The sequence below is a fragment of the Microbacterium sp. CIAB417 genome, assembly GCF_022788845.1.
The window spans coordinates 1,137,751-1,153,774 of the sequence record NZ_JAHZUT010000001.1; the positions used below are offsets into that span (position 1 = coordinate 1,137,751).

The window sequence follows — 16,024 nt, forward strand, 5'->3', positions numbered from 1 at the left end:
TACTGGCGCTATGACGCAGCAGCGCCCCCGCTACATCGGGTACGGAATCTGGTTGATCATCGCGAGCATCATCGGATGGTGGGCCGCCTTCCAGCTCACGGTGGAGAAGTTCATCAAGCTCGAGGACCCGGACTCGCTGTCCAGCTGCTACTTCAGTGTCATCCTGCAGTGCGACGCGAACCTCGACTCCTGGCAGGGATCGGCCTTCGGGTTCCCGAACCCGATCATCGGGGTCACCGGCTGGATGGCCGTGCTCGTCATGGGCGTCGCCGTCCTTGCGAACGTGCGCTTCCCGCGCTGGTTCTGGGGCCTGTTCGGTCTCGGCATCACCGGGGCCTTCGTCTTCATCTGCTGGCTGATCACCCAGAGCATCTACGCGGACAACCTCGGAACGCTCTGCCCGTGGTGCATGGTGACATGGTCGGTCACGATCCCGACGTTCCTCGCGACCATGGTGCACCTCGCGCGCAACGGCACCTTCGCGACCTCCGAGCGCGTCCAGCAGCGCGCCGCACGGCTGATGGCCTGGGTGCCGCTCGCGACGATCGTCGCCTACGCGATCGTGATCATGATGGCGCAGCTGGCCGGTCTCGACCTGCTCGGTGAGGTCTACCGCGCGATCTTCTGATCCGCGGGGATGAGGAGTGCCCGCCCTCCCTGACGGAGGACGGGCACACGATCCCGGCTCAACGCCGCTGCGCGGCAACAGCCTGGCCTGCTCAGGTTTCGACTCGCTGCGCTCGCTCAACCTTGACACGTCCCGGCTCAACGCCGCTGCGCGGCAACAGCCAAGCCTGCTGAGGTTTCGACTCGCTGCGCTCGCTCAACCTTGACACGATCCCGGCTCAACGCCGCTGCGCGGCATTGAGCCGGGACGTGTCAAAACCAGATGGCGAGCTCGCGAGCCGCGGACTCCGGGCTGTCGGAGCCGTGCACGAGGTTCTGCTGGACGGCCAGACCCCAGTCGCGTCCGAAGTCGCCGCGGATGGTCCCCGGCGCCGCGGTGGTCGGGTCGGTCGTGCCGGCGAGGGAACGGAACCCCTCGATCACGCGGTTGCCCGCGAGGCGGATCGCGACGGACGGTCCGGAGAGCATGAACTCGAGCAGCGGCTCGTAGAACGGCTTGCCCTCGTGCTCGGCGTAGTGCGCGGCGAGCAGATCGCGGTCGGGCTCGACCAGGCGGATGTCGACGAGTGCGTAGCCCTTCGCCTCGATGCGCGCGAGGATCGCGCCGGTGAGGCCGCGAGCGACGCCGTCCGGCTTGACGAGGACGAGGGTTTCTTCGGTGGCCATGTCATTCACTCTCTGTCGAAGAATCGGTTTCGGCTCCGGCCGGACGTCGTGCGTCCAGCTTGGCCCCCATGATCGTCGCATACGCCCACATGCCGCCGAAAACCAGGACGACCATGAGGATGGCCGGGACCAGGATCGCGGACAGCGCGATAATCAGTTGGATCACCCAACCGGCCGCGATCGCCCACGGCCGGGTGATGAGGCCCGCCACGGCGATGCATGCGACAGCCAGGATCGCGCCGCCGACGATGCCCCACCAGTGCGGGATGCCTTCCGGCAGCACACGGAGTCCGAAGATCGTGAGACCGGCGAGGAAGACGATGATCGCCTCGAAGCCGAGCACGATCGGCGCGAGCTTCTGCACCAGCGTGCGCGGTGCGCGGGGACGCCGCGCCTGCGCGGCGCTCACGCCCGCCACCCCGACTTCCAGTCCTCTTCCTCGGCGAGGGCGATCGCCTCGCCCGCCAGTACGACGGAGCCGGCGATCACCACGGCACGACGATCCGAGGACGCCGCCCACTCGCGCGCCGCATCCGCGGCGTCCGCGAGAGAAGGATGCACGGTCGCGCGGTGACCCGCCTGCTCCACGAGATCGGCGATCGCATCGGCATCGCTCGCGCGCTCCGAATCGGGGGAGGTCGCGAAGACGTGGGCGGCAGCCGGGGCGAGCACGGAGACGATCCCGGCGGCGTCCTTGTCGGACAGGATGCCGAGCACGAGCCCCCACTCGTCGAAGTCGAAGCTGTCGTCCAGTGCCTGCGCGAGCGCCGTCGCCCCGTGCGGATTGTGCGCCGCGTCGACGATGACCGTCGGGGCGATGCCCAGCAGCTGCAGCCGTCCGGGCGAAGTCGCGCCCTGAAGGCCCTCGGTGATGATGTCCCCCGCGATCGCCTGGGATCCCGCGCCGATGAGCGACTCGACCGCGGCGATGGCGAGAGCCGCGTTGTGCCCCTGATGCGCGCCGTGCAGCGGCAGGTACTCCTCCACGTACTGGCCCGCGAGGCCCCGGACCGTCAGCAGCTGCCCGCCGACCGCCAGCTTCTGCTCGGCGAGGCCGAAATCCGTCCCCTCGAACGCGATGGTGGCGTTCTTCTCCGCAGCGACTCGCCGCAGGACCGCGACGGCCTCCTCCGGCTGCTGGGCGGAGACGACGGCGGCGCCCTCCTTGATGATCCCCGCCTTGACCTCGGCGATCTCCGCGATCGTGTCGCCGAGCCGGTCCGCGTGATCGATGTCGATCGGGGCGAACACGGCCACGTCTCCGTCGGCGGTGTTGGTGGAATCCCAGGCGCCGCCCATTCCGACCTCGAGCACGAGGACGTCGACCGGGGCATCCGACGCCGCGACGAAGGCGAGCACCGTCAGCAGCTCGAAGAACGTCAGGGGCGCGTCGCCCGCGGCCTCCAGCTCGGCGTCCACGATCCCGACGAACGGGTCGATCTCGTCCCAGGCGTCCGCCACGGCGGCGTCGTCGATCGGCTCGCCGTCGATCATGATGCGCTCGGTGAACCGCTCCAGGTGCGGGCTCGTGAACAGCCCGGTGCGCAGACCGTGGGCGCGCAACAGGCTCTCGATCATGCGCGCCGTCGACGTCTTGCCGTTCGTGCCGGTGATGTGCACCACGCGATAGGTGCGCTGCGGGTCGTCCAGCAGCGTGAGGATGCGCGCCACGCGCTCCTTGCGCGGCTGCACCCACCGTTCGCCGGCGCGCGCGAGAAGCGTCTCGTAGACCTCGTCGGCTCTCTGCCTGTCACTCACTTGTTCTCGCTCCGCTCGCTCGGCACGGATCCTTCGGCTCCTCCGACGCGGGTGACGGCGATCGTGAAGTCGCCGCGGTTCGCGTACGTGCCCTTCTCGATCTCGGCGGTGAACTCCGCGGCGTCCAGCGCATCCCCGGCACGCGCCACCCGATGCTCCACGGCGAGAGTCTCCCCCGCGACATCCGCGATGTCGAACGCGGCGGCCACGGCATCGGCGTCCTCGGCATCCGAGAACAGCAGCCCCAGACGGATGCGATCGCTCACGTCGAACCCGGCGTTCTTGCGCGTCTCCTGCACGGCGCGGATGACGTCGCGCGCCAGGCCTTCGGCCTCGAGCTCCGGCGTCGTCGCGGTGTCCAGCAGCACGAAGCCGCCGGTCGGGATGATCGCGAGCGCCTCGCCCTCCGGGCGGCCGGTCGTCTCCAGCGCGAGCTCGTACTCGTGCGGCTCGAGGACGATGCCGTCCGCGGTGACCACCCCGCCGTCCTCGGTCCAGAAGCCGTCCTTGGCGGCGCGGATGACGCGCTGCACCTCCTTGCCCAGACGCGGGCCCGCGGCACGGGCGTTGACGCTGAGCCGGTGGCTGATGCCGTACTCCCCCGCGGCCGTGTCGGTGAGCGGGACCAGTTCGACCGTCTTGACGTTGAGCTCGTCGCGCAGGATGTCCTCGAACTGGCCGAGAGACGCCGCCAGCGGCGACACGACGGTCAGCCGCGCGAGAGGCAGGCGCACGCGCAGTCGTTCCTTCTTGCGCAGCGCGTTGCCGACGCTGGACAGCTCGCGCACGGCATCCATGGCGTCGCGGATCTCGTCCGCGGCCGGGAACGCCGCGGCATCCGGCCAGTCCTCGAGATGCACGCTGCGTCCGCCGGTGAGGCCCTGCCACACGCGTTCTCCGATCAGCGGCACCAGGGGCGCGGCCACGCGGCACAGAGTCTCGAGGACGGTGTACAGCGTGTCGAAGGCCTCGCGGCTGGCCGGATCATCCGTCACGCCGACCCAGAACCGGTCGCGCGAACGACGGATGTACCAGTTGGTCAGCACCTCTGCGAAGTCACGCAGCCGCCCGGCCGCGGTCGTGGAGTCGAGCCCCTCGAGATCGGAGCGCACATCGCGGACCAGGTCGCCCAGGCGCGCGAGGATGTAGCGGTCGAGCACGTCCTCGGAGTCCGTGCGCCAGCTGGCCTGATAGCCGTCCGAGGCGTTGGCATAGGTGGCGAAGAAGTACCAGGAGTTCCACAGCGGCAGCAGGAACTCGCGCACGCCGGAGCGGATGCCCTCCTCGGTGACCGACAGGTTGCCGCCGCGCAGCACCGAGCTGGACATGAGGAACCAGCGCATCGCGTCGGAGCCGTCGCGATCGAAGACCTCGCTCACGTCCGGATAGTTGCGCAGGGACTTGGACATCTTGTAGCCGTCGCTGCCGAGCACGATGCCGTGGCAGCTCACGCCGGTGAAGGCCGGACGGCCGAACAGCGCGGTGGACAGCACGTGCATGACGTAGAACCAGCCGCGGGTCTGCCCGATGTACTCCACGACGAAATCCGCCGGAGCGTGCGTGTCGAACCACTCCTGGTTCTCGAACGGGTAGTGCACCTGCGCGTACGGCATCGAACCGGAGTCGAACCACACGTCGAAGACGTCCTCGATGCGGCGCATCGTGCTCTTGCCGGTGGGGTCGTCGGGGTTGGGACGCGTGAGCTCGTCGATGTACGGCCGGTGCAGGTCGACCTCTCCGTCGGGGTTGCGCGGCAGCGTGCCGAAGTCGCGCTCCAGCTCCTCCAGCGAACCGTACGCGTCCACGCGGGGGTGCTCGGGGTCGTCGCTCTTCCAGATCGGGATCGGCGAGCCCCAGTAGCGGTTGCGACTGATCGACCAGTCGCGCGCCCCCTCGAGCCACTTGCCGAACTGGCCGTGCTTGACGTTCTCCGGCACCCACGTGATCTGCTCGTTGTTCGCGAGCATGTCGTCCTTGATGTCGGTGACACGGATGAACCAGCTCGACACGGCCTTGTAGATCAGGGGGTTCCGGCAGCGCCAGCAGTGCGGGTAGGAGTGCTCGTAGCTCTGCAGTCGCAGCAGCTTCCCGCGCTCGCGCAGCAGCCGGACGAGCGGCGTGTTGGCGTCCATCCACAGCTGACCGGCGACATCCGTCACGCTGGACAGGAACCGTCCGCCGTCGTCCAGGGACAGGATGGTGGGGATGCCGGCCGCATTGGTGATCCGCTGGTCGTCCTCACCGTAGGCCGGTGCCTGGTGGACGACTCCGGTGCCGTCGGAGGTCGTGACGTAGTCGTCCACGAGCACGCGCCAGGCGTTCTCGGTCCCGTACGTCGCCGTGTCGGTGTAGTAGTCGAACGGCGGCTCGTAGCCGAGTCCGGAGAGCTCGGCGCCGGAGAGCGTGCGCTCGACGGCCGCGGCGGCCGCCGCGGCATCCTCGTAGCCGAGATCCTTCGCATAGCCGGACAGGAGGTCGGCGGCGAGCAGGTAACGACCCTCGCTGCCGTCGGCCGCGCCGCTCGGACCTGCGGGGAGCACGACGTACGCGATGTCCGGCCCGACGGCGAGCGCCATGTTCGTCGGGAGGGTCCAGGGCGTCGTGGTCCAGGCCAGCACGCGCACCCCGTCGAGGCCCTGCGCCTGAGCATCCGCACCGGTGAGCGGGAACGCGACGGTCACCGACGGGTCCTGGCGCGTCTGGTAGACGTCGTCGTCCATGCGCAGCTCGTGGGCGCTCAGCGGGGTCTCGTCGCGCCAGCAGTACGGCAGCACGCGATACCCCTCGTAGGCGAGACCTTTGTCGTACAGCGTCTTGAACGCCCACAGGACGCTCTCCATGTAGCCGAGATCGAGTGTCTTGTAGCCGCGGTCGAAGTCGACCCAGCGCGCTTGGCGCGTGACGTAGTCCTGCCACTCGCGCGTGTAGGCGAGCACCGAGTTCTTCGCCTTCGCGTTGAAGACGTCGATGCCCATGTCCTCGATCTCGCTCTTCTCGGTGATCCCGAGCTGCTTCATCGCCTCGAGCTCGGCGGGCAGGCCGTGCGTGTCCCATCCGAAGACCCGGTCGACCTTCTTGCCGAGCATGGTCTGGAAGCGCGGGAACAGATCCTTGGCGTATCCGGTGAGGAGGTGGCCGTAGTGCGGCAGGCCGTTGGCGAACGGCGGGCCGTCGTAGAACACCCATTCCTCGGCGCCCTCGCGCTGCGCGACGGAGGCCCGGAACGTGTCGTCCGTCTTCCAGAACTCCAGGATCTCCCGCTCGATCGCGGGGAACCGCGGGCTCGGCGTGACGGAGTCGGCCGCGGGGCCGAAGGCGGAGGTGCGGGGATAGGTCATCGTGTCTCGCAGTGGTCGTGGCGGATGCTGCTGCGAGGACGACCCTGTAGACAGGACCGCGGTACCACCCCGCGTGCGCCGCCTCACGGCGGGGCCACTCTCACTGCGGCGATGACGGGCCTGCCCCGCTCGGTTCTACTGGGTCTCGCGACCGTTCTTCCGAGAGCTCCCCGGTGATGGCCGGATCGATGCTTTGCGTCCATTGTACGCGCGGTCACGATGACCACGGATCACTCCCACCGGGAGACCAGCTCTGACGCAGGTCACGACTCCCGGTGGTAGCCGTGCAGGTCTTCCTGGACGCCGTTGATCCAGATCTCGGCGCCGCCGTCGGGATCCGGGATGCGGATCGTCCGCGCGAAGGCCTCATCCACGACCGATGCGTCGAATCCGGCGTCCCGCAGGCGCTGCGCGAGCGCGTCCAGGTCTTCGCGCGTCTCGAAGCTCAGCCCGATGCCGGGATCCCCGGAGTGCAGCCCGACCCGGCCGGCCTCGGCGTGCAGCTCGACCCAGCCACCGCGATCCGACGCGATCCCGGCGCGCAGACCGAGGGCTTCCAGGATCGCGCGCGGCTCGGCGAGGTCCTGCTGGAACCAGATCGGCTGCACCGACACGTCTCCGGATCGGGCGGCCGAACCCGCCGAGACCGAGATCGCGACGCCGGACGCCGCACGGACGGTCAGCATCTCGCCCACACCCTCCATCGACCCCCGCTCGACGTCGAACGACGACAGCGTGGATGCCGCGGCATTCACGTCCTCGACCAGGAGATGGACGTCCACCGCGCCAGGAGCATGCTCCGGCGTGGCGTGGTGCACGGCCAGCACGCCGTCGGCGTGGAACTCGCCCCACTCCGGCGCCGGCGCGAACGGTGTCGTGAAGCCGAGCACCTCGGCCAGTGCCCACCACCGCTCGGGCCTGCGCGTGTAGAGGATCTGCTGGACGACGGTCATGACTCCCCCTCGAGGTACGCGCGCAGCGCCTTCTCGACGAGGGCCGAAAGGCTCGTGCCTTCATCGATCGCGCGGTGCTTGACGCCGCGGACGAGATCCGGCGGCAGGTAGACGTTGAACTGCACCTTCGGTTCGGATGCTTGCATGCTAGCAATATAGAAGATGAGCAACGAATCCGCAAGCGTCCGACCCACGGCCTACGCTCGACGCATGGTCCGCTCCCCCGAATCCCCCGCCGCGCCGCGCGTCTCCCCGCCCGATGTTCCCGACGTCCTCACACCGGCCGAGCCCGCGCGCCGCGCCGACCTGCTCCAGTCCCGGCTCGCCCTCACGGGTGACGTCGACCTGGCCCACGCGACGCTCGAGCAGTGCGAGCTCTCCGTCGACGCCGGCACGGTGGATCTGACCGGGGCCGACCTTCTGGACGTCGAGATCATCGGCGTCCGCGCCGCGTCCGTCGGCCTGCGCGACGCGGGGATCCGTCGCCTGCGCGTCAGGGGCGGACGCATCGGAACGCTCGACCTCTCCACCACCCGGATCGGTGAGCTCGAACTGCGCGACCTGCACATCGACTACCTCAACCTCGGCGCCGCCAAGGGCACGGACCTGCTGTTCGCGGACTCGACGATCCGGACGCTCGACATGCCGCAGGCGCAGCTCACGCGCGTGCGGTTCGACGAATGCCGCAGCGACGAGGTCGACCCCCGCGGTCTGCGCGCGACCGACGTCGACCTGCGGGGACTGGACGCGATGTCGTTCACCGACGCGAACAGCCTGCGCGGCGTCACGCTCACCGGCTTCCAGGTCCAGCAGCTGGCGCCCGTGCTCGCAGCCGGCGTGGGGATCAGGGTGCGGGACTGAGCCCTGCCGCCAGCAGTTCGCGGGTGAAGGGATGCTGCGGCGCCGCGAACACGTCCGCCACAGGACCCTGCTCGACGATCGCCCCGTCCTGCATCACGAGGACGTCCTCCGCGACCGCTGCGACGACGTCGAGATCGTGCGACACGAAGAGCATCGTGAGGCCGCGCTCGTGCTGGAGTCGCAGCAGCAGTCGTAGCACGCGCTCCCGGATGGACGGATCCAGCGCCGACACCGGCTCATCCAGCACCAGGACATCCGGATCCGCGGCGAGCGCGCGGGCGATGGCGGCGCGCTGCCTCTGGCCCCCGGACAATGCCGACGGGCGCCGCGCCGCCAGGGCCGGATCGAGATCGACTTCCTCGAGCAGCGCCGTCGCGCGCTCCGCGCGCTCGCCCCTGGGCACTCCCGCGGCCTCCAGCGCCTCGCGCAGCGAGCGACCGATGCTCCAGCGCGGGTCGAACGCCCCGAGCGGATTCTGATGGACGAACTGGACACGATGCGGCCCGTGCCAGCGGATCTCTCCCGCGTCCGGGCGTTCGACCCCGATGATCATCCGTGCGAGTGTCGTCTTGCCGGATCCGGATTCGCCGACCACGCCCAGCGTCCGTCCGCGCGCCACGGCGAACGTCGCCTCGGTCACGGCCGTCACTCCTCCGAACGCCTTCGCGAGTCCGTCGACTGAGAGCAGCGTTTCGCCGGGCGCAGCCGAGGTCTCGCGCGGCCGATGGCGGGTCGCGGCGACGAGCGTCCTGGTGTACGGCTCCCGCGGGGCGTCGAGCACCTGAGCGGCGGGTCCCGCCTCGATGACCCGCCCGTCGCGCATCACGAGGATTCGATCGGCCACGCGGCGCACAGCGGCGAAGTCGTGACTGATGAACAGCACGGCGGTCCCGGCATCCGCGATCTCGCGGAGCAGGTCGAGCACGCGGGCCTGGACTGTCGAGTCCAGAGCCGTGGTGGGCTCGTCGGCGACGAGGACCGAGGGCGACGCGGCCAGTGCCGACGCGATCAGGGCGCGCTGGCGCAGCCCCCCGGACAGCTCGTGCGGATACTGCCGAGCGCGACGGCCAGCATCCGGCATCCACACGCGCTCGAGCGCCTCCTGGACGCGGGCGCGCAGCGCCGCGCCCCGCAGGCCCTTCTCGTGCAGGCGCAGGGGCTCGGCGACCTCCGAGCCGATCCGCTGGAGCGGGTCGAGCGACACCAGCGCATCCTGCGACACCAGCGCGACGGTTCTGCCGCGCAGCCGCCTCCAGGAGCGCTCATCGAGCCGTCGCACGTCGGCACCGGCCACCTCCCAGCGCTCCGCCGTGACCCGCGCGTCCGACGGGACCAGCCCCAGCATGGCGCGGGCCGTCAGCGACTTGCCCGCCCCCGACTCCCCGACGATCGCCACGCACTCACCCGCATCCAGGGAGAACGACACGTCGTCGACCACGACGTCTCGCCCGAACGCGATCCGCAGCCCCTGCACGTCGAGAGCCGTCATACCCGCCGCCCTTCCGCGCTCGCCCGCAGCACGCGCCCGACCGCCGTGGCCGCGATCACGGTCAGTGTGATCGCGAGACCGGGGAACACCGAGATCCACCAGGCCTGACCCAGCACGTTGCGCCCGCCCGCCAGCATGAGCCCCCATTCCGGCGTCGGCTCCGTGGGGCCGAGCCCGAGGAAGCTGAGTCCCGCTGCGGCCAGGATGCTCGAGCCGATGCCGATCGTGGCGAGCACGCTGAGCGTGCCGAGGACGCCGGGAACCACGTGACGCAGGAAGGCGCGACCGCGCGGGACGCCGAGGATGCGGGCGGCCTCGACGTGCTCCGCCAGGCGCAGTGTCCGCGTCTGCACCCGCGCCAGCCGGACGTAGACCGGGATCGCGGCGAGCGTGACGGCGATCGCCACGTTCACCGGGCCCGGCCCGAGGACCGCGACCACCACCAGGGCGATCAGGAACTCCGGGAACGCCATCAGCACGTCGTTGAGGCGCATGAACCCGGCGTCTACGATCCGCGGGGAAACGCCGGACAACGACCCCACCGCCAGCCCGGCGACGAGAGCGATCGCCGTCGCGAGCACCCCGATCCCGACCGATCGACCCGTGCCGTGGACGACGCGGGAGTACACGTCGCGGCCGCTCTGGTCGGTTCCGAAGAGGTGCTCGGCGCTGGGCGGGAGCAGCGTCGAGCGCACGTCGACCTGCAGTGGATCGTGCGTCGCGAGCAGCCCCGGAGCGATCGCGGCGAGCGCGACGACCGCCAGGACTGCGCAGGCGGCGATGAGCAGGACACGACGGGCCGCGGTCATGACCGGGCCCCCGCCCGCCGCAGACGCGGGTCCAGGACCGGGTGCAGCAGCTCCACGACGATGCTCACGACGACGAACACCAGGGCACTGAGCAGGATGATCCCCGCGATCACGGGAAGGTCGCGATCGGTGATGGCGGCCAGGGTCACCCGCCCGAGTCCCGGTCGCGCGAACACCGTCTCCACGAGCACCGCGCCACCCAGCACCGAGCCAGTGAGGTAGGCGGCGAGGGTGAGCGCGCCGGCCGCGCCGTGCCGCAGGCTGTGGCGCAGGGTCAGCCGCACCGGCCCCGCGCCCCGCGCGCGCACCGTCTCGGCGAACGGCTGACGCTCGGCCTGGGCGATGCCGTCGCGCAGCACCTGGCCGAGCAGTGCCGCCACCGGCAGCGCGAGTGTGACCGCAGGGAGCACGAGAGTGGCCGCGTTGCGCGATCCGGTCACCGGGAACCAGCCCAGGCCGAACGCGAACACGCTCAGCAGCAGGATGCCGATCCAGAACACCGGGGAGGAGAGGATGAACAGCTCGACGCCGGTCGCCACGACTCCGGCGATCCGCCCTCGTGCGAGCAGCGCCACGGTCAGCGCCAGCACCACCGCGATGACGAGCGCGGCGGCCGACAGCTGCACCGTCGCCCCCAGCTGACGGCCGATCACCTCGGTCACCGGCATCCTGAGCTGGTACGACTCGCCGAGATCACCCCGCACGAGCCCGGCGAGGTAGGCGACGTACTGCTCGAACGGCGGACGGTCGAGTCCGAGCTCTGCCCGGATGGCCTCCTTGACGCTGTCGGCGACCTGCGCCTGCGGCCCGAGCATGACCGACACCGGGTCACCCGGGATCACCCGGAACGCGAGGAACGCCAGCGTCGCCGCTCCCCACAGCACGAGAACGGCTGAGGCGAGCAGCCCGGCGATGCGCAGGGCGACCCGGGTCATTCGCGGCCCGTCAATCGACCGTGACGTCGTAGAACAGCGGGCGGCCGTAGAGGTCGTAGGCGAGTCCCTGCACGGTGTCGCCGACCGCGGTGATCAGCGACGGGCTGTACAGCGGGACGATGGCGGTATACGTGGCGTTCCACTGCTGCAGCTGCTGGTAGACCTCGGTGCGGGCCTCCTGATCGGTCGTCGCGACACCCTGCTCGAGGAGCGCGTCGATCTCGGCATCCGACACCTGCGAGGCGTTCTGGAACCCGTCGGTGTGCAGGTGACTGCGCAGGAGGTCGGGGTCCACGCCGGAGAAGCCCCAGTCGGTGAGATCGAAGGTCTTCGGCTCGTACTGCGCGTTGTAGGCTCCCGGTTCGAGGACCTCGCGCTCGACCTCGAAGCCGATCTCGGCGAGATCCGACTGGATGGCGTTGCCGAGGGCGGCGCGGTCGTCCGGGACCGGCGTCCACGCGATCCACCGCACGGACAGGCGCTGACCGTCCTTCATCCGGATGCCGTCGCTGTCGCGCTCGGTCCAGCCGGCCTCGTCCAGCAGGCGGTTCGCCTCGTCCTGGTCGAACGGCCAGGTCCCCTCGATCGACGCGTCATAGGTGGGCGTGGTCGAGCCGAGGATGCTCCAGGCCCGCGGGAACTGGCCGAAGAAGATCTCCTCGACCGCGGAGTCGATGTCGATGCCGCGCGCGAAGGCCTGACGCACCTTCTCGTCCGCGAAGACGCCGTGCTTCTCGTTGAGGTACAGCGAGTAGGGCAGGCCGGGGTACTCGCGCGATTCGACCGTGAGCGCATCCGACAGGTCGGCGGCGAGGTTCGGCGGAAGCTGGCTCGCGAGATCCGCCTCGCCGCTCTCCACGACTCCGGTGCGCACCGAGGCCTCCGGGAGGATCGCGACCTTCAGCGTCTCGAACTGCGCGGCTCCCGAGCCGTCCGGTCCCCACGCGTAATCCTCGTTGCGCGTGTACACGATCTCCTGGTCCGGGGTGTAATCGGTGAGTTCGAACGGCCCGGTGCCCACGGTGATGCCCGGCCCGCCGGCCTTGAGCTGATCGGCGGAGCTCTCCAGCACCGCCGGAGAGTAGAAGCCGAGCAGCGGGGTGCTGGCCGCCTGCAGGAACGGGGCGTACGGCTGCGAGAAGTTCACCCTGACCTCGTGTTCGCCCAGCACCTCGGTTCCCGCGTACCACTCGCCGCCGAGCATGCTCTCGGCCTGCGCGGAGGCCGTCTTCGGATCGGCGATGCGGTCGAAGTTCGCCTTCACCGCCTCGGCGTCGAAGGGTTCGCCGTCGTGGAACGTCACGTCGTCGCGCAGCTGGAACGTGTAGCTCGTCGCGTCGTCGGCGATCGTCCACTCGGTGGCGAGCCACGGCGAGAACGACCCGTCCTCCTGCTGGAAGACCAGGGAATCCAGCACGACGCGCTGGACCATGCTCGAGACGTCGAGCTGACTGGTCTGCGGGTCCATGTGGCCGGCCGACAGGTTGGCGCCTTCGATGGCCCAGACCACCTCGCCGCCGCCGTCCGCGCTCTCGCCTCCGGATGCGGCGCAGGAGCTCAGCGCGAGAGCGGCCGCGGCGGCGAGCGCGGTGACGGGCAGGAGACGACGGGCGGATGCGGTGGGCATGCGTGTCCTCAGAACGGGGAGAAGGGGTCAGATCAGTCTACGTCGGATTCTTGGACCGGGTCGATCTACGGCGTCGAGCAGCAGACGGATCGGATCGGTAGACTGTCTGCACTCACCCACACTCAGGCACGCACACACCGTGCCGTATACATCGCTCGAGGAGACCTCCATGTCCGCGATTCCCGACAAGCCCGCACTCGAAGGTCTCGAAGCGAAGTGGGACGGCGTCTGGGCCGAGCAGGGCACCTACCTGTTCGATCGCTTGCGCGCCGCCGAACTCGGCCGCGCCGGCGTCTACTCGATCGACACGCCTCCTCCCACGGCATCCGGTTCCCTGCACATCGGACACGTGTTCTCGTACACGCACACCGACGTCAAGGCCCGCTACGAGCGCATGCGGGGAAAGGCCGTCTTCTACCCGATCGGCTGGGACGACAACGGGCTTCCGACCGAGCGCCGCGTCCAGAACTACTACGGCGTGCGCTGCGACCCGTCCCTCCCCTACGACGCCGATTTCGTCCCGCCCTTCCACGGGGATGCGAAGAGCCTGAAGGCCGCCGACCAGGTGCCGGTCAGCCGACGCAACTTCATCGAGCTCTGCGAGACGCTCACGGTCGAGGACGAGAAGCAGTTCGAGGACGTCTTCCGCCAGATGGGCCTGAGCGTCGACTGGACGCAGACCTACCGCACGATCTCGGACGAGACCATCCGGCAGAGCCAGCTCGGCTTCCTCCGCAACGTCGAGCGCGGCGAGGCCTATCAGGCGCTCGCTCCCACGCTGTGGGACGTCGATTTCCGCTCGGCGATCGCGCAGGCCGAGCTCGAGGACCGCGATCAGCAGGCGTCCTACCACCGGCTGGCCTTCCCCAAGTCCGACGGATCGGGTGACGTCGAGATCGAGACGACGCGTCCCGAACTGCTCGCGGCGTGCGTGGCCCTCGTGGCGCATCCCGACGACGAGCGGTACCAGCCGTACTTCGGCAAGACGGTCCGCACGCCCGTCTTCGACGTCGAGGTGCCGGTGCGCGCCCATCACCTCGCTCAGCAGGACAAGGGCTCCGGCATCGCGATGGTCTGCACCTTCGGCGACGTGACCGACATCGTCTGGTGGCGCGAACTGGATCTTCCCAACCGCACGATCCTCGGCCAGGACGGCCGCGTGATCGCCGAGGCTCCCGACGCGATCACCTCGGAGGCCGGACGGGCCGCGTACGCCGAACTGGCGGGCAAGACCGTGTTCAGCGCTCGCAAGCAGATGGTCGAGCTGCTGGACGCCGCGGGCGCGCTGCTGGGCGTGTCGGCACCGTTCAACCACGCCGTGAAGTTCTTCGAGAAGGGCGATCGTCCGCTGGAGATCGTCTCGACGCGCCAGTGGTACATCCGAAACGGCGCCCGCGACGAGGACCTCCGCGACCAGCTCATCGCGAACGGCCGGGAGCTCACCTGGCATCCCGACTTCATGCGCGTGCGCTATGAGAACTGGGTCGGAGGCCTCACCGGCGACTGGCTGATCTCGCGCCAGCGCTTCTTCGGCGTCCCGATCCCCGTCTGGTACGGCCTCGACGAGAACGGAGAGCGGGACTTCGACCGCGTGATCCTGCCCGACGCGGCATCGCTGCCGATCGACCCGACCATCGACGTCCCGGCCGGCTACACGGCCGACCAGCGCGGCGTCCCTGGGGGGTTCGAGGCCGAGGTCGACATCCTCGACACCTGGGCGACCTCCTCCCTCACCCCTCAGCTGGCCGGCGGTTGGCAGCGGGACGAGGAGCTGTGGAGCCTCGTCGCCCCGTTCGACGTGCGTCCGCAGGGACAGGACATCATCCGCACCTGGCTGTTCTCGACCATGCTGCGCTCGACGCTCGAGGACGCTCGCGCACCGTGGGCCCACGCCTCGGTGTCGGGCTTCATCGTCGACCCCGATCGCAAGAAGATGTCGAAGTCGAAGGGCAACGTCGTCACCCCGGCCGACATCCTCGACAAGCACGGTTCGGATGCCGTGCGGTACTGGGCGGCCTCCAGCCGACTCGGGGTGGATGCCGCGTTCGACCCGCAGAACCCGACGCAGATGAAGATCGGCCGGCGGCTCGCGATCAAGATCCTCAACGCCGCGAAGTTCGTGCTCTCCTTCCCGGTTCCCGAGGGCGCGGAGATCACGCACGATCTGGACGCCTCGATGCTCGCCGCGCTGGACGTCGTCGTACGCGAGGCGACCACGGCGTTCGACGCGTTCGATCACGCGCGCGCGCTGGAGGTGACCGAGGCGTTCTTCTGGACGTTCTGCGACGACTACCTGGAGCTGGTGAAGGAGCGCGCCTACAACCAGGCCGACGTCGGCCAGCCCTCCGCGGCACTCGCACTGCGGATCGCGCTGTCGACGCTGCTGCGCCTGCTGGCGCCCGTGGTGTCGTTCGCCACGGAAGAGGCCTGGAGCTGGTTCGAGGAGGGCTCGATCCACACCTCCGCGTGGCCGGAACCGGCCGAGCGCGCTGGCGACGCTGCCGTGCTCTCCGCCGCCAGTGCCGCTCTCATCGGCATCCGCCGGGCCAAGACCGAGGCGAAGGCCTCGCAGAAGACCCCGGTCGCCCGTGCCGTGATCGCCGCCCCCGCCACGCACCTCGCGGCTCTGCGCGCCGCCGCCGGAGACCTGCAGGCGGTCGGGCGCATCGCCGAGCTCGACCTCGTCGAGGGCGAGGAGATCGCCGTGACGGAGATCGAATTGGCACCGGCGGAGGAGAGCTGATGCAACTGGGCACCCGGTGGTCCGCCGGCTCCGAACCGCCGGCGTCCGTCCCGGCATCCCTCCGACCCGGCATCGCGGCCGTCGAGGCCGAGGGCCACACCGGGTCCTGGACGCTGACGTGGCTCGAGGGCCGTCCGATCGCAGAGCTGGATGCCGGGTGGGAGGTCCTCGCGACGGCATCCGGCGAGGTCGTCACCCGCCCGTTCGAGGACTGAGCG

14 protein-coding genes are annotated in these 16,024 nt (G+C 69.9%); 4 read left to right on the plus strand and 10 right to left on the minus strand.

The window, feature by feature from the left end; all coding sequences use genetic code 11:
- The first annotated feature begins 10 nt into the window (after window positions 1–10).
- Window positions 11–628, plus strand: coding sequence for a vitamin K epoxide reductase family protein (locus KYX17_RS05625; protein ID WP_243225904.1), 618 nt, complete (start codon window positions 11–13; stop codon window positions 626–628).
- 251 nt (window positions 629–879) lie between these two features.
- Here the strand turns inward: KYX17_RS05625 and ndk are convergent, their stop codons facing one another.
- The 6 genes from ndk to KYX17_RS05655 form a co-directional block, all read right to left on the minus strand.
- A complete protein-coding gene (ndk, locus tag KYX17_RS05630) occupies window positions 880–1,293 on the minus strand; it encodes a nucleoside-diphosphate kinase (RefSeq protein WP_243225905.1) in 414 nt (137 codons plus the stop codon).
- A 1-nt stretch (window position 1,294) separates the two neighbouring features.
- Window positions 1,295–1,702 carry a DUF4233 domain-containing protein gene (locus tag KYX17_RS05635; protein ID WP_243225906.1) on the minus strand — a complete coding sequence of 136 codons (408 nt, stop codon included), beginning with the start codon at window positions 1,700–1,702 and terminating at the stop codon, window positions 1,295–1,297.
- Window positions 1,699–3,051 (minus strand): folylpolyglutamate synthase/dihydrofolate synthase family protein, encoded by a 1,353-nt coding sequence (locus KYX17_RS05640; RefSeq protein ID WP_243225907.1) that lies wholly within the window; start codon window positions 3,049–3,051, stop codon window positions 1,699–1,701. Before KYX17_RS05640 ends, KYX17_RS05635 begins: the two co-directional genes overlap by 4 nt.
- Window positions 3,048–6,389, minus strand: coding sequence for an isoleucine--tRNA ligase (ileS, locus tag KYX17_RS05645; RefSeq protein ID WP_243225908.1), 3,342 nt, complete (start codon window positions 6,387–6,389; stop codon window positions 3,048–3,050). Before ileS ends, KYX17_RS05640 begins: the two co-directional genes overlap by 4 nt.
- Before the next feature lie 263 nt (window positions 6,390–6,652).
- The gene (locus tag KYX17_RS05650) at window positions 6,653–7,342 is read right to left on the minus strand and encodes a hypothetical protein (RefSeq protein ID WP_243225909.1); all 690 of its coding nucleotides are present in this window, start codon (window positions 7,340–7,342) and stop codon (window positions 6,653–6,655) included.
- A complete protein-coding gene (locus KYX17_RS05655; protein ID WP_243225910.1) occupies window positions 7,339–7,488 on the minus strand; it encodes a CopG family transcriptional regulator in 150 nt (49 codons plus the stop codon). The genes KYX17_RS05650 and KYX17_RS05655 overlap by 4 nt, the downstream gene beginning before the upstream one ends.
- Window positions 7,489–7,552: 64 nt before the next feature.
- On the opposite strand from KYX17_RS05655, the gene KYX17_RS05660 reads away from it, so the two are divergent.
- Complete coding sequence (locus tag KYX17_RS05660; RefSeq protein ID WP_243225911.1) at window positions 7,553–8,203, plus strand: pentapeptide repeat-containing protein; 651 nt, start codon at window positions 7,553–7,555, stop codon at window positions 8,201–8,203.
- Here the strand turns inward: KYX17_RS05660 and KYX17_RS05665 are convergent.
- Genes KYX17_RS05665 through KYX17_RS05680 form a run of 4 tightly spaced genes read right to left on the minus strand, consistent with a single transcriptional unit; the run spans window position 8,187 to window position 13,063 of the window.
- Complete coding sequence (locus KYX17_RS05665; RefSeq protein ID WP_243225912.1) at window positions 8,187–9,692, minus strand: ABC transporter ATP-binding protein; 1,506 nt, start codon at window positions 9,690–9,692, stop codon at window positions 8,187–8,189. The two genes, KYX17_RS05660 and KYX17_RS05665, sit on opposite strands and share 17 nt — an antisense overlap.
- Window positions 9,689–10,501 (minus strand): ABC transporter permease, encoded by an 813-nt coding sequence (locus KYX17_RS05670; RefSeq protein WP_243225913.1) that lies wholly within the window; start codon window positions 10,499–10,501, stop codon window positions 9,689–9,691. The genes KYX17_RS05665 and KYX17_RS05670 overlap by 4 nt, the downstream gene beginning before the upstream one ends.
- On the minus strand, window positions 10,498–11,436 hold the full coding sequence (locus KYX17_RS05675) for an ABC transporter permease (RefSeq protein WP_243225914.1): 939 nt from the start codon (window positions 11,434–11,436) through the stop codon (window positions 10,498–10,500). Before KYX17_RS05675 ends, KYX17_RS05670 begins: the two co-directional genes overlap by 4 nt.
- A 10-nt stretch (window positions 11,437–11,446) precedes the next feature.
- On the minus strand, window positions 11,447–13,063 hold the full coding sequence (locus KYX17_RS05680; RefSeq protein ID WP_243225915.1) for an ABC transporter substrate-binding protein: 1,617 nt from the start codon (window positions 13,061–13,063) through the stop codon (window positions 11,447–11,449).
- A 169-nt stretch (window positions 13,064–13,232) separates the two neighbouring features.
- Between KYX17_RS05680 and valS the strand changes: the two genes are divergently transcribed.
- Both valS and KYX17_RS05690 read left to right on the plus strand, forming a co-directional pair.
- Complete coding sequence (gene valS / locus KYX17_RS05685) at window positions 13,233–15,806, plus strand: valine--tRNA ligase (protein ID WP_243225916.1); 2,574 nt, start codon at window positions 13,233–13,235, stop codon at window positions 15,804–15,806.
- The gene (locus tag KYX17_RS05690; RefSeq protein ID WP_243225917.1) at window positions 15,806–16,021 is read left to right on the plus strand and encodes a hypothetical protein; all 216 of its coding nucleotides are present in this window, start codon (window positions 15,806–15,808) and stop codon (window positions 16,019–16,021) included. Before valS ends, KYX17_RS05690 begins: the two co-directional genes overlap by 1 nt.
- Window positions 16,022–16,024: the final 3 nt, after the last annotated feature.

Coding starts and splice junctions, on each gene's coding strand:
- KYX17_RS05675 (WP_243225914.1), bottom strand. CDS start 11,436: ATGACCCGGGTCGCCCTGCGCATCGCCGGGCTGCTCGCCTCAGCCGTT.
- KYX17_RS05650 (WP_243225909.1), bottom strand. CDS start 7,342: ATGACCGTCGTCCAGCAGATCCTCTACACGCGCAGGCCCGAGCGGTGG.
- KYX17_RS05680 (WP_243225915.1), bottom strand. CDS start 13,063: ATGCCCACCGCATCCGCCCGTCGTCTCCTGCCCGTCACCGCGCTCGCC.
- valS (WP_243225916.1), top strand. CDS start 13,233: ATGTCCGCGATTCCCGACAAGCCCGCACTCGAAGGTCTCGAAGCGAAG.
- KYX17_RS05655 (WP_243225910.1), bottom strand. CDS start 7,488: ATGCAAGCATCCGAACCGAAGGTGCAGTTCAACGTCTACCTGCCGCCG.
- ndk (WP_243225905.1), bottom strand. CDS start 1,293: ATGGCCACCGAAGAAACCCTCGTCCTCGTCAAGCCGGACGGCGTCGCT.
- KYX17_RS05625 (WP_243225904.1), top strand. CDS start 11: ATGACGCAGCAGCGCCCCCGCTACATCGGGTACGGAATCTGGTTGATC.
- KYX17_RS05670 (WP_243225913.1), bottom strand. CDS start 10,501: ATGACCGCGGCCCGTCGTGTCCTGCTCATCGCCGCCTGCGCAGTCCTG.
- KYX17_RS05690 (WP_243225917.1), top strand. CDS start 15,806: ATGCAACTGGGCACCCGGTGGTCCGCCGGCTCCGAACCGCCGGCGTCC.
- KYX17_RS05660 (WP_243225911.1), top strand. CDS start 7,553: ATGGTCCGCTCCCCCGAATCCCCCGCCGCGCCGCGCGTCTCCCCGCCC.
- KYX17_RS05665 (WP_243225912.1), bottom strand. CDS start 9,692: ATGACGGCTCTCGACGTGCAGGGGCTGCGGATCGCGTTCGGGCGAGAC.
- ileS (WP_243225908.1), bottom strand. CDS start 6,389: ATGACCTATCCCCGCACCTCCGCCTTCGGCCCCGCGGCCGACTCCGTC.